Origin of the sequence: Burkholderia sp. BCC0044 (assembly GCF_902832955.1) — a bacterium.
Classification (GTDB): domain Bacteria; phylum Pseudomonadota; class Gammaproteobacteria; order Burkholderiales; family Burkholderiaceae; genus Burkholderia.
The window spans coordinates 1-14,120 of the sequence record NZ_CADFDO010000010.1; the positions used below are offsets into that span (position 1 = coordinate 1).

Consider the following 14,120-nt stretch of genomic DNA (forward strand, 5'->3'; position numbering starts at 1 on the left):
AGATCATGCGGCGCCTGCTGCGCTCGCTCGCGAAGGGCGAGGCGATCACGCAGGACACGTCCACGCTCGAGAATCCGGCCATCCTCGAGCAGTTGAACCACTCGATGTGACATCGCCCGCCACGGCGGGTGGATCGCTTCACCACGGCGCCGCAGTATGGCCGCTTGCCCCTCTCTCACACCGGGCTCTCGGTCGTGCTGCGGCGCCGGCGACAAGCATCGCCGTGCGTTCCCCGACGGCACGGCATGCAGGCGGCTCGCAATGATTCCGCCACTGCATTTTTAATTAGTTATACGTATTACAACACTCAAAAACGGAGACAGACGATGAAGAGCATGACATGGACGATTTGCGCGGCGCTGCTCGGCGCGGCGGCAAGTACGAACGGCTTCGCGCAGAGCAGCGTCACGCTGTACGGCGACCTCGACGCCGCATTGCTCTATACGAGCCGATCGCTCGACGCGACAACCGGCGGCAACGCCGGCCGCCAGTTCGCGCTGACCGACACGGGCATGACGCCGACCAACTTCGGCATCACGGGCACGGAGGATCTCGGCGGCGGGCTGCACGCGAGATTCAAGCTGGAAAGCGGCTTCAACATCACGGACGGCGCGTTCGGCCATTCGAACGGCAACTTCTTCGGCCGCCAGGCGTGGGTCGGGATCGACGGCGGCGTCGGCGAAACGAAGGTCGGCCTGCAGTTCTCGCCGTTCGTGCTCGCGATTCTCGGATCGGACCCGCGCAACGTGTCGCACTTCGGCGCCGCGCTGGTGCCGTACGTCGACAACGTGCTCGTCACGGGCCTCTTCAACCCGAACGCGATTTCGTACACGAGCCCGACGATCGCCGGGCTGACGGCCAGCGCGATGTTCGGTTTCGGCGGCAAGGCCGGCGACTTCCAGGCAGGACGCCAGTATTCCGGCAGCGTCACCTATACGAACGGCGGCTTCATGCTCAACGCGGCGCTCTACGACGGCAACGGCGGCACGTCGCCGACGCCGGTGCCGAGCACGGTCGCGTTCGTCGGCCGCACGATCGGCGCCGGCTATACGTTCGGGCCGGTGACCGGCAAGGCGTCGTTCACCAGTTACAAGGTCGCCGGTTCGTTCAGCAACAACGTGTATAGCGCGGGCCTCGACTACCGCGTCACGCCGGCTCTCGACCTGAACACCGGCGCGTGGTACACGACCGACCGCAACGATTCGCACAATCATTCGCTGCTTGCCGCGATCGGCGCCGACTACAGCCTGTCGAAGCGAACCGGCCTGTATGCGCAGGTCGGCGTGGTCAACAACCACGGCGCGATGAATACGGGCCTCGGCATCACGGGTGGCGCGTTGTACGGGTTGCCGGGCACGACGGTCGGCGTCAACGCCGGCATCCATCACGTGTTCTGATACAGCGCCCGAGGACGGGCGGCCACCACGAGCCGCCCGTCCGGCCACGGAAACGTCGCGCAAACGTCGCGCAAACGCGCCCCACCCGGCACCGGTCCGGCCATCCGGCGCGCCGATCTCGATGTTTACCCGACCTCAAGTCCGCGGCTGCGCAGCCGTCAAGTCAGGAACGCACGCCCAACATCCGCCGGGAACCCGGCGCGCATGCCCTCAAGGAGACCCACCAACGTGAACCTCTTCGGAATCGGCCGCGGCCGCCGCTCGTCGCGCGCGCTCGTCGGCGACATCGCCGAGCAGGCCGGCAGGCTCGGCATCGAGATCTGCGACGTGTCGGGCCACGTCGAGGAAGTCGCGGCCCGCGTCGCCCGGCAGGCGGAGGTCTGCCACACGCTGCGCGAATCGGCCGCGCTCACGCTGCGCGGCAATCACCGGATTGCCGAAGCCGCACAGCAGGTACGCGACGTCAGCGCCAACGCATCGAATGCGGTTCGGCAGTCGCAGCAGACGATCGAGGCATCGCTCGCGGACATTCACGGGCTCGTCGAGGGCGTCACCACGATCAGCGACCAGATGGGCGCGCTGCGGGACGCGCTCGATCACGTGCGCGCCGTGTCCGAGGAGATCTCCGTCATCGCGCGCCAGACCCACCTGCTTGCGCTGAACGCCGCGATCGAAGCCGCGCGCGCCGGCGAGTCGGGCCGCAGCTTCGCGGTGGTCGCGGCCGAGGTCAAGAACCTGTCCGCGAAGACCGGGCAAGCGACGGCCCAGATCGAGACGACCCTCGCACGGCTCGCCGAGCAGACCGAGCACCTGCTCGCGGAAGGCACCGACAACGCCGCCCGCGCGCATCGCGTGCGCGAGGGCACCCGCACGATCGGCGAGGTCGTGCACGCGACCGGCCACGCGATCACCGAGCTCGCGGGTGAAGCCGAACAGATCGCATCGCTGACGGACGAGATCGAGGCGCAGTGCCACCGTCTCGACGAGCAGGTGGGCGAGATGGCGTCGGGCGTCGAGAACTCGGCCGACAATTTCTCGCAGGCCAAGGACCGGCTCGGCAATCTGCTCTCCGTCTCCGAGACGCTGATCGAACTCACCGCCGCGACCGGCATCGAATCGCCCGACACGCGCCTGATCGATACCGCGCGGAACACGGCCGCCACGATCAGCAAACTCTTCGAGGACGCGGTCGGCCGCGGCGATATCACGCTCGATGCGCTCTTCGACACGCACTACGAACCGATTCCCGGCACCGACCCGCAGCAGTTCATGACGCGCTTCACGGCGTTTACCGATCGCGTGCTGCCCGCCATCCAGGAGCCGGTGCTCGACGTCGACGCACGCGTCGTCTATTGCGCAAGCTTCGACCGGCAGTGCTACCTGCCGACCCACAACCGCAAGTTCTCGCTGCCTCAGCGTGCGGACGCCGCGTGGAACGCGGCGAATTGCCGGAATCGCCGGATCTACACGGACCGGACGGCGCGCATGTCCGTCGCGCATGACAAGCCGTTCCTGTTGCAGACCTATCGCCGCGACATGGGCAACGGCCAGTTCGTGCTGATGAAGGACGTGTCCGCGCCGATCGTCGTCGGCGGACGGCCATGGGGCGTCCTGCGGATCGGCTACAGCGTTTGAACCGGCGCGCGCGAGCCGCGCCTATTGCTCCAGCCCCACCCCCAGCGGCCGCTGATCGCTGCGCCCGTGATCGTCGACCACGCGCACCGTATAGCTGCCGGCCGTAGGCGGTTGCCAGAACAGCGCATCGCCCGGCGCGCTACGGCCGACGTACGCATCGTTGACGAACCAGTACAGCGCATGCGCGCTCGCATCGGCGCTCGCGTTGAACGCGATGCGCGTTTCGTCGGTGCTTTTCACGCGCATCGCATACGTACTGCCGCGCAGCGGCGACGTGATGCGCGGCGGATCGCCTTCGACCTGCCCGGCATCGCGACAATCCGCATTCTGCGGCGGCCGCCGGCGCGGAATGCCGGCCTGCGCGAACACCTGCTGCAAGTCCGACGGCCAGAACTCGAAGATCTCGGTATGCGTGCGCTTGCCGTCGTACGGCGGGCACGCGGCCTTCCCCGTTGCATCGTCGATCACGACGGGCCGGTGCACGGTGCTCACGCGGATCGGCGACGTGCCCGGGATGAACCACGTCCAGCCCTGCTGCGGACACCACTCGTTCGGCAGGTCGCCGCTCGCGAGGCAGACGCGCACGCGCTTCAGTTTCGGCGGCACCGCGCGCGGCGGCTCGACGAGCGTGCGCTCCGCGTTCATCGCATCGACGACCTGAAAGAACAACGGCGCGGCCGCATCGACACCGACGAACGCGGTGTTGGTCGAATTGTCGAAATTGCCGACCCACACGACGAGCACGTACGGACCGAACACGCCGGCCGTCCACGCATCGCGAAACGACCATGACGTGCCGGTCTTCCAGTACACGGGCACGCTCGACGGCTGCGCGCCGCTCTTCTCGTCGGGGCGCAGGTGCTGGCGCAGCATGTCCATCGTCATGTAGCTCGCCTCGGCGCTCAGCAGACGCCGGCCGGGCAGCGCCGGCTCGTCCGCGCGCAGCCGCAGCGGCCGGAACTCGCCGCGATTCGCGAGCATCGCATACAGCGCCGCGAGATCCTGCATCGTCACTTCGCCGCCGCCGAGCACGAGCGCGAGCCCGTAGTGCTGCGCGCTCGCGAGCCGGCGCACGCCGGCGTCCTGCAGGAACCGGTACAGGTCGGGCGACTTGAGCTGCGACGCGACCCACACGGCCGGTACGTTGCGGCTGCGGTTCAGCGCGTCGGTCGCCGTGATCGGCCCGAGGAAATGGCCGTCGAAATTCTCCGGCGCGTACGGGCCGAACGACGTCGGCACGTCGCGCAGCACGGTCTGCGGATGCAGCACGCCCTGGTCGAAGCCAAGCGCATAGATGAACGGCTTGAGCGTCGAGCCCGGCGAGCGCCGCGCCAGCGTGCCGTTCACCTGCCCGTCGATCGTCCGGTCGAAGAAGTTCGCGGAGCCGACCAGCGCCTTCACGCCCATGTCGCGCGTATCGACGAGGATGGCCGCCGCGTTGCGCACGCCGCGCGTATCGTTGCGCGCGACATAGCGCGCAATCTGCCGTTCTAGCGTGCGTTGCAGGTCGAGATCGAGCGTCGTCGCGAGCCGCGCGCCGCCGTCGCTGTCGCTGTCGCGGTTGCCATCGGCCGCCGAGTCGCCCTGCTGCGTCGTGCGCCACGCGTTGCGTGCGGCCAGCGCCTGGTCGACCGCGTGCGGCGCATCGAACGGCAGCGCGGACAGCGGCCGCATCGCGAGCGGCAACGCGAACAACGGCTCGAGCGACGCATCGCCCGGATGCGTCGTCAGCCAGCGCGCATACAGCCGGTTGCGCGACGCGGCCAGCGCACGGTTGATCGCGTCCTGCCCGCCGCGCACGCGCCGCGCCGGGTCCTGCGGAATCACCGCGAGCGCAAGCGCCTCGGGCAGCGTCAGCGCGTCCGGCATCCGGTCGAAATAGACGACGCTCGCGGTGCCCGCGCCTTCGACGTTGCGGCCGTACGGCGCGTCGTTCAGATACGCTTCGAGAATCTGCCGCTTCGAGTAGAACAGTTCGAGCTGCACCGCGCGTGCGACCTGCTCGAGCTTGCCGGCCGGCGTGCGCGTGTTCAGCTTCCACAGCGAGCGCGCGAGCTGCATCGTCAGCGTCGAGCCGCCCTGCGGATTGCCGCCGCGCACATAGGTGATCCACGCACCGCGCAAGAGGCCGTACGGGTTGAAACCCGGATGCCACCGGAACCAGCGGTCCTCGTGCAGCATCACGGCTTCGACGAGCTGCGGCGACATCCGGTTCAACGGCACCCACAGCCGGTAGCGGTCGTCCTTCGCGAGCGTCAAGCGCAGCAGCCGGCCCTGTGCGTCCGTCACCGCGACCGACGACGGCTTCCAGTCGCGCAGCGGCGGATGCGGCCACAGCCGGCACGCGGCCAGCGCGCCGAACACGAGCAACGCGCCGACGAGCCAGTTCTGCCAGCGATGCAGCCAGCGGCCGGCATCGCGCAGCGCGCGCCGCACCACGGACGCGTCAGCCATGCCCGCTCGCTCCTTGCTTTCGACGTGGTCCGCGACGCGTGTGCCTCCGCCCCGTCATCGCACGCGCTCCACCGTCAGCGCCGTGCCGCCCGGCGCCTGCGCCTGCACGCGGCGGTCGTACATCGATTCGCCGTAGGCCGGCGGCGCAATGAAGCGGCCCGCGTTGCTCGCCTTGATCCGGTAGACGAACTCGCGCACGTCGGTCGTCGCGGTGCCGTAGATCACCACGCGATCCTCGCGGATATCGGCGAACTGCGGCTGCCACGTCGAACCCTTCACGCCGATCGGCGAACGCCACGGCGCGTCGGCCACCGGCGCCGACGCACTGCCGTCGCCGTTGCCGTCCTGCGTATCGGTCGCGGGCGGCGGCGCGATGACCGGATCGAAGCCGCCCGGCAGCAGGTCGACGATCGCGACGTTGCCGACGTTCGCCGAACCGGTCGCGCGAATCTTCAGGTGCACGTCGATCTCCTGGCCGAGCGTGATCTTCGCGAGCGGCTTGCCGTCGGTGTCGGTGTAGTCGCGCACGATCTCCAGCCCGTTCCTGATCGCCTTCGTCGACGTGCCGCGGTCGTAGCCCGACTGGCTCGCGACCCACCACGCCGGCAACGCGCTGCCGTTCACGAAGTCGACGCGCGATGCGCCGGCCACCCACGTGCCCGAGCGCACAAGTTTCGCCCGGATCGACGACACGTCCTTCGGCGCGGCGCCCGCGCGCACTTCATTGATCGCGAGCTGGTCGAGCTGGCCCGCGTTCGATGCCGCGTACGCGTCGAGCGCGAGTATCGTCATCGCCGACGACAGCGTGTTGTAGCGGTTGTCGACGAGCGGCGCGGCGAGGTTGTCCATCGCACGCGGCGACAGCTTGCGCACGCGCTCCGGGAAGTGCTTCGCGAGCAGGTACAGCACGCTAGCGTCGCGCGTCAGCGGGTCGATGTAGTAACCGGTCGCATAGTCGCCGTCGGACGCGCGCTTGCGTTCGAGCAACGCTTGCGGGCCCGCGATCAGCGCGGCGGCCTCCTTGTCCTGCTTCAGCAATTGATACGACGCCGCGAGCCACGCGGCCGCGAGATCGTTGTTCCAGTCGTTCGGATAGGTCGCCTGCAACCGCTTCTGCACGGCCGCGAGGCTGTTGGTCGTCACGTTGCCCTGGCGCGTGAGCAGATACACCGCGTACGCGCGCTGCCGCAACAGGTCGAGCGAGCCGAGCGAATCGTTCGCGGCGAGCCGCTCCAAGTACTGGTTGCCCGCGTCGAGCATGTCCTTCGGCACCGCGACGCCGCGCTCGCGCGCATCGAGCAGCACGTGCATCGCATACGCGGACACGAACGGATCGGCATCGGGCGTCGCGCTCCACAGGCCGAAGCCGCCCTGCGCGTTCTGCCGGCCGCGCAGCACGCCGAGGAACTGCGCGATCGCGCTCGCGTTCGCCGCGTCGGCGCCGGCGCCGGTGCCAACTTCGGGCGCATGCATCGCGCTCGTCAGCGCGCGCACCGACAGCCACTTCGCCGCGAACACGCGCGGCACGGCCGCGCTCACCATCTGCTCGCTGCAGTAGTGGTCGAAGTTGACGAGATACGACGACAGCCCTTCGGACAGCACCAGCGGCGCGGTCGAGATGCTCGCGTCGCGCGACGCATACGCGTCGTACATCGACCGCAGGCTCGGCACGCCGGCCTTCTTGCCCGGATCGAGCCGCGCGATGTCGAGCTGCGTGCGGAACGCGGCGGCCGGCCGCACCGACACGTCGACACGCTGCTGCGCGCCCTTCGCGCCGTAGCGCGCGCCGAACGACAGCGCGCCCGAGCCGAGCGTATCGGTCGCCTTCACGCGGAACAGCGCGACGCCTTCGTGCTGCGGCGCGAGCGCGACGTTCTGCGTGGCCGGCCCGATCACTTGCAGTTGCGGGCCCGTCTTCAGCGTGACCGCGACCGGCACCGGCTGGTTGCCGACGCCCGTCAGGTTGTTCGCGACGCCGACGCTGACGTCGGCCTCGTCGCCCGGCGCGAGCGTCGTCGGCACGTTCGGCGACAGCACGAAATCGCCGCGCACCGTCGTCGCGCCTTCGAACGTGCCGACGAGATCGGGCGACACCGACACGGCCATCACGCGCAGCTTCCCGTTGAAGTAGTCGGGCACCGTGTAGCTCAGGCGCGTGTCGCCGTTCACGTCGACGATCCCCGACCAGTAGACGACCGGCTTGTCGCGCTTGCGCTTGAACGGGTTCAGCTGGCGGCCGATCGCGTCGTCGGCGTCGCCGCCGGGCGCGGCCATCGCCATCAGCTTCTCGAAATCCGGCAGGATCAGGTCGAGGATCTGCGACGTGCCGACTTCGAGCATCCGCTTGCGGAAGAAGAACTTCAGCGGATCGCCGAGCTTGTAGCGCGCGACCTGCAGGATCCCTTCGTCGACCGCGAACACCACGACCTTCGCGGGCTTCGCCGAATGCACGGTGAAATTGACGGTATCGCCCGGCTTCACGAGCGCCGGCGCATCGACGCTCACCGCGTTGCGGCGCGCATCGAGGTTCACCGAGAACGGCACGACGCCGTAGCTCAGCGGGCTCATGAAGATCTCGTCGGACGACGGATCGCGGATGGTCTGCACGTTGATGTAGCCGTTGCCTTCGAAGCCGGCCGGCACCGTGATGTGCTGGATCGAGCTCGTCGTGTCCGCATGGAACCACGCATGCGCATACACCTTGTCGCGCTCGATCGTGATCAGGCCGCTGCCCGCATACGGCGCGCGGATCGCGATCTCCACCTGCTCGCCCGGCTTGAAGTCGTGCTTCGCAAGGCTCACCTGCAGCTCCGCGTTGCGGTCGAGCGAACGCGTGACGTTCGCGGCGCCCGTGACCGAATACTCGATCCGATTCACCGCGGCGCCATCGGCGCGGCGGATCACGAGCGCATAGCTGCCCGGCTTGTCGGTGCGCAGCGCGTAGTCGAGCCCGGCTGCCGGAATCGACAGCGGCTTGTCGTCGACCGGCACTTCCTTCAGCCGCGAATCGTATTTGTACGCGCCGGAATCCTGCCTGGTCAGCACCGACACGTAACGCTGCTCGACGAGCTGCGCGCGCAGGTCCTTCACGTCGATCGCCTTCGCGCCCGGATCGATCGCGACGAGCCGAACCGTGCGCGGGCTGCCGCGCTTCACGTAGCCGAGATCGTCGACCGACTTGTAGCCGACGAGCCAGTCGTTGTTCGACACGAGCGTCTGCGCGTTCGCGGCGACGTTGCGTCCGCCTTCCGCTTCATACGCCTTCGCCTGGAAGTAGAGCTGGTAGGTCGCGTCCGCGTACTTGTCGAGATCGAGATCGAACTCGGCATGGCCCTTGTCGTCGGTCGCGCCGTCCTGCAGCGCGGTCGTGTAGCCCTCCTTCGCACGGCGTGCGTCGAAGAAGTGATAACCCTGCCAGCTGCGGAACGACGGCCACACGGGACGCAGCGTCAGCGCGGCCGCGACGCGGCGTTTCTCGGCCGGCGTGCCGAACAGGTTCTGCGCATCGACGAGGCCCTTCAGCCCCTTCGGCTTCACCCACCCTTCGACGACCTGCTGCGACAGCTTCGCGTCGACCTTCATCCGGTCGGGCAGGAATTCCTTCACCTGCACCGTCGTGCTGCCGATCGGCTCGGCGCCCGGCTGGCCGTCCTTGACGATATACAGGTTGACCGTCCACGTACCGGTCGGCGCCGTTTCGGCGGTCGTGTAGCCGAGCTCGGTGAAACCCGTCGCGTCGACCGTCACCGGCTTGCGCTCGACGGTCATCCCGCGCGGGTCGACGATCTCGGCCTGCAGCGGCACGCCGGCCGGGCTGCGCGCCCAGCTGGCCGCGCGCACGATCAGGCCGATGTGGAATGGATCGCCGGGCCGGTACAGCCCGCGATCCGAGAACAGGTACGCGGACAGTTGCCCTTGGCCCGTCGCGTTGCGTTCGCCGTCGACGTCGAAGCGCGAGAAGTCGAGCTGACGATCGCGGCCGGCCACCGGCAGGAACGACAGGTCGGTGTCCTTCTTCACGACGTACAGTTGCGGCCGCTTCTCGCGGTCGAGCCCCTTGAACGCGGGGAAATGCACGACGCCGTCGGCGCCGGTCGTCTGCGTGAACAGCGCCTGCCCGTTCACCGCGAGCACCGACACGGTTGCGCCCGCAACCGGCTTGCCCGAGCGGATCGACTGGACGAACACGTCCTGGCTGCCGTCCAGCGCCTTCTTGACCAGCATCCCGAGATCGGTCACGACGATCAGACGCGTATCGCCGAGCGCGTTGTCGCCGTCGTCGCCGTTGCCGCTGCTGTCGCCGGAATCGGCGTTGTCGGACTGATCCTGGCTGCCGTCATCCGATGCCGAATCGCTGCTCTTCGCGTCGTCGGCTTTCTTCTTTTCGGCCGCCGGATCGTACTTCGACAGGTGCAGCAGGAACACGCCGCGCTTGCCGCCCTTCAGGTACTGGCCGAGATCGATGCCTTCGTAGTGGGCACGGCCCGGGTCGCCGGCCGGGAACGCACGGGTCTGCACGAAGCGCTCGACGATGTGATCCTCGCTGAACGAATACGACAGCTCGGGCCGCGCGAACGTGCCGTTGTTGAAGCTCACGAGATGCTGGATCTGGTCGGGCAGCACGCGGCCGATCTCGACCTTCATCCCCGGCAGGTTGCGCGACACGACCGACAGCCGCTTGCTGCCGCTCATCGACAGCAGCGAGCCGTCGGCCATGAAGCGCAGCAGCTTCGGATAGTCGGGCACCGTGAACGCGCTCGTCACCGGCGCGCCGAGCCGGTAGCCGCCCGCCGATTTCAGGTCACCGTCGAAGCGCACGACGACGCGCTCGCCCGGCGTCGCGTGGTACTTGAAGCTCTGCAGCGTCGCGAAGTCGTTCTCGGTCGGCACGACTTCGAGCGGCAGCGGCTTCGACTGCTTCAGCACCGCGTCGCTGATGTCGGCCACGTTCCATTCGTACGGCGGATCGTCGTCCGACTGCTCGACGCCCGGCTTGCGCTTGGGCAGCACCCACGCCTTCGCGCGCGCGGCCAGCTCGGCGCCGCGCACGCCGTCGGAGGTTTCGGCCACAAGCACCTGCTCCGGCTCGTAGCGCTCGTTGTCGACGAGCGTCGGCGCGATATTGCCGATCGACAGGCTGTACAGCCCCGGCACGCCGACCGACGCGTGCAGCACGTCCGGCGTGCCGTTGCCGCCGCGCGCGCTCTTCACGCCCTTGTCGACGTCGAGCCGCACCGCGAGCGGATCGCGCGGAATCTCGAGCGGCTGCGAGTGGACCCACGCGCTCGTCTTCATCTTGTCGTAGTTGACCGTATAGCGCAGCGGCGACACGGTCTTGCCGTCGCGGCCGACCAGCACGAGGCCGACGCGCTTCTCGAACTCGGCCGGATCGACCGGGTAGTTGAAGCGCAACTGCAGCAGCGCCTGCTTCTCCGCCGGATTGTCGGGGTTCTGGTAGAACTGGTTGTCGCCGAACGTCGCGGCGAACGCCGGCACGTCGAACGCGAAACGGTCGTCGCGCATCGCCACCTGCGGCGCGAACACGCGATGCACGGCGAAGCGCACCTCGACGTGCGCGCCGACCGGCCAGTCGGCGGCCGGCGTGAAGCGCAGCGTCTTGTCGTCGGCCCACTCCCACGCGCCCTTCAGCGCGGGCGTCATCTCGATGCCGTCGCCGGCCGGCTTGCCGACCTGCTCGATCGGCGCGGCCGATTGCGAGAACGCCACTTCCAGCGGGTGCACGGTGATCTTCGGCTTGTCGGTCTCGTCGACCTCGTAGGTCGTGATCGCCGGCGCCTTCACGGTGAAGCCGACGGTTTCGGGCTCGGGCGGCTTCGGGCGATGCTTGAACCAGTAGCCGCCGTAACCGAGCGCGGCCGCGAGCAGCACGATGCCGCCGGCATGCCACGGGCGGCGGCGCACGGCCGCGGCGGTGACGCCCATCCACGCGGGCGCCGTCCACGACACGTCGCCGACCAGCGGCCGCAGCGCGCAGCCGAGCAGCCACCAGACGAAGCCCGCCGCGCGAATCGGCAGGAGCAGCAGGAAGCGCAGCAAATCCATTTTGTTATTTCCTTGTCAAGGACATGCTGCCCGAGCGGCAACCTTCCCCGAATCGTTATGGGTCTGTGACGGCGCGGCCCGGTTGCGCCGTGAATACTTGGTATGTTCGACCGGATGCTGGGCGCCATTATCGATCAGACCCGAAACGATGGAAATATCGGCGTGCCGGCGCGCAACGCCGGCCGATAACCGGCCGGCCGGACGGATATCGGCGGATTTCGGGGCCGCCGCCCGACCTCTGCACACGGCCGCGCCGCGTTCGCTAGAATGCGCGGCTCGGCAGGATCGAACCGAAATGAAAGGAACTCGCTTGAAACTCCCGTTCGAATGGCAGATCGGGCTGCGCTACGCGCGCGGCGGCCGGCGCTCGGCCGGCGACGGCTTCGTGTCGTTCATCGCCGGCGCCGCGATGGCCGGCATCGCGCTCGGCGTGGCCGCGCTGATCGTCGTGCTGTCGGTGATGAACGGCTTTCGCACCGAGGTGCGCGACCGGATGCTGTCGGTGCTCGCGCACGTGGAAATCTTCTCGCCGTCCGGCGCGATGCCCGACTGGCGGCTGACCGCGCACGAATCGTTACAGAATGCTTCGGTGCGCGCCGTCGCGCCCTATGTCGACGCGCAGGCGCTGCTGACGAACGCGGGCAACGTGACGGGCGTCGCGCTGCGCGGCATCGATCCGGTGCTCGAGCCGCGCGTGTCCGAGATCGCGCGCAAGCTGAAGACCGGCCGCCTCGACGCGCTCGTGCCGGGCGAGATGGGCATCGTGCTCGGCGCCGCGCTCGCGGACGCGTTGCACGTGAAGATCGGCGACCGCATCACGTTCTTCGCGCCCGGCAACACCGCGCGCCTGGGCGACGCGCTGCCGCGGTTCCGCCAGTTCAACGTGGTCGGCACGTTCGAGTCGGGCCACTACCAGTACGACAGCGCGCTCGCGTACATCCATATCCGCGACGCGCAGCAACTGTCCAACGTGAACGCGCCGACCGGCATCCGGCTGCGCATCGACGATCTGCAGCGCGCGCCCGAGATCGCGCTCGCGCTGTCGCGCACGCTGTCGGGCAACCTGTACATCCGCGACTGGACGCGGCAGAACCGCACGTGGTTCGAAGCCGAGCGGCTGCAGAAACGGATGCTGTCCCTGATCCTGATGCTGATCGTCGCGGTCGCCGCGTTCAACCTCGTGTCGTCGCTCGTGATGACCGTCACGCAGAAGCAGGGCGACATCGCGATCCTGCGCACGCTCGGCGCGCCGCCCCGCTCGATCATGAAGATCTTCGCGATCCAGGGGATGACGATCGGCCTCGCCGGCACGCTGGCGGGCGTCGCGCTCGGCTGCGCGATCGCGGTGAGCATCCCGGTGGTGCTGCCGGCGGTCGAACAGTTGTTCGGCATCCACTTCCTGACGCCGTCCGTGTATTTCCTCAGCTCGCTGCCGTCGAAGCTGTCGGCGCTCGACGTGATCGAGATCGCGTCGGCCGCGTTCCTGATGTCGTGCGTCGCGACGCTGTACCCGAGCTGGCGCGCCGCGCGGGTGCGGCCGGCCGAGGCGCTGCGCGACGAGTAGGCGCGATTGGCGCGATTGGCGCGGCGTTACGCGATCTCGTGGAAGCCGACGCTGTTGCCGCCGTCGGGCGTGTAGCCGGCGAGCACGTCGAAGCCGACGTTGACGAGTTCCGCGCGTATGCCGTACGACTTGTTGCCGGATGCGTCGACGAAAATCGCCGCGCCCGACGACAACTGGCGCGCGGTGTTCAGCAGCGCGAGCGTGCCGCGCGCCGTGCCGGCCGACGGCTCGATCGTCAGCGTCGTGCCGTCCTGCGTGGTGAAGTGTCCGCCGGGCGCCACGGGCGGCGGGTTGTCCGCGACCGACCGGTCGAGCAGGCTCATGAAGTGAAAGCGCGCATCGGCGCGCTGGCTCGCCGCCGCGCGGTCGCTGTCCGTGAACGTGTCGCCGCGCACGGCCGCGCCTTGCGCGGCGATATCGACGGCCTCCTCGTGAAAATCCCGCGTCGCGAGCACGAGGCCGGCGTTCGCGTTCAGCGTCGATTCGACCCATGCGCGATCGCTGTCCGTCAGCGTCTTCGACACGACCTTGATCCGGCCGTCATCGGTCATGAAGTCGAACTGCGCATCGGCCAGATCCGGGCGCTTCGCGACGATGTCCTGCAGGCTCGTCGCGAGCGCGTCCGTCACGCCACGCAGCTTCATCGTCAAATCGCCCACCATCGACAACTGTTTCGTCATCGCCGCCTGCATCGCGTCCGGATCGATTGCCCGGACGCTGATCGGCGCGTCTTGCTGCGCGCCGGACGCCGTCGTGTCCGGCGTGTCCGTCGTCTGGCGCCCGTCGAGCGCCGCCTGCGCCATTTGCGCGAGCGTCAGGCCGCCCGCCGCCGTAACCGGTATCGTCATTGCCCTCTTTCTCTCTCGTTTTCAGCCTGTTTTTCCCTGTTTACGGACGGATTGCGGGGAAGTTAAGCGCGCATGCCGCACGCCTATCGAAACTTTGTTTGATTCAAGCTAAAAAAGTTTGACACGAACATTTCACTGCGATAACTTTTGCGCAAGCTT

6 protein-coding genes are annotated in these 14,120 nt (G+C 68.4%); 3 read left to right on the forward strand and 3 right to left on the reverse strand.

Features of this window, described 5'->3' with window-relative positions:
- The first annotated feature begins 326 nt into the window (after positions 1-326).
- Both HWX14_RS35055 and HWX14_RS35060 read left to right on the forward strand, forming a co-directional pair.
- Positions 327-1,397, forward strand: coding sequence for a porin (locus HWX14_RS35055; protein ID WP_175886623.1), 1,071 nt, complete (start codon positions 327-329; stop codon positions 1,395-1,397).
- Positions 1,398-1,625: 228 nt separating this feature from the next.
- Positions 1,626-3,032: a methyl-accepting chemotaxis protein gene (locus tag HWX14_RS35060; protein WP_175886624.1), complete on the forward strand. Its 1,407-nt coding sequence runs from the start codon at positions 1,626-1,628 to the stop codon at positions 3,030-3,032.
- A gap of 21 nt (positions 3,033-3,053) precedes the next feature.
- Here the strand turns inward: HWX14_RS35060 and pbpC are convergent, their stop codons facing one another.
- Both pbpC and HWX14_RS35070 read right to left on the reverse strand, forming a co-directional pair.
- Positions 3,054-5,486 carry a penicillin-binding protein 1C gene (gene pbpC, locus HWX14_RS35065; protein ID WP_175886625.1) on the reverse strand — a complete coding sequence of 811 codons (2,433 nt, stop codon included), beginning with the start codon at positions 5,484-5,486 and terminating at the stop codon, positions 3,054-3,056.
- 54 nt (positions 5,487-5,540) lie between these two features.
- Complete coding sequence (locus HWX14_RS35070) at positions 5,541-11,549, reverse strand: alpha-2-macroglobulin (RefSeq protein WP_175886626.1); 6,009 nt, start codon at positions 11,547-11,549, stop codon at positions 5,541-5,543.
- 295 nt (positions 11,550-11,844) lie between these two features.
- On the opposite strand from HWX14_RS35070, the gene HWX14_RS35075 reads away from it, so the two are divergent.
- Complete coding sequence (locus HWX14_RS35075) at positions 11,845-13,113, forward strand: lipoprotein-releasing ABC transporter permease subunit (protein ID WP_175886627.1); 1,269 nt, start codon at positions 11,845-11,847, stop codon at positions 13,111-13,113.
- Between the two features lie 26 nt (positions 13,114-13,139).
- On the opposite strand, the gene HWX14_RS35080 is transcribed toward HWX14_RS35075, so the two are convergent.
- Positions 13,140-13,961: a hypothetical protein gene (locus HWX14_RS35080; RefSeq protein WP_175886628.1), complete on the reverse strand. Its 822-nt coding sequence runs from the start codon at positions 13,959-13,961 to the stop codon at positions 13,140-13,142.
- Between the last annotated feature and the right edge of the window lie 159 nt (positions 13,962-14,120).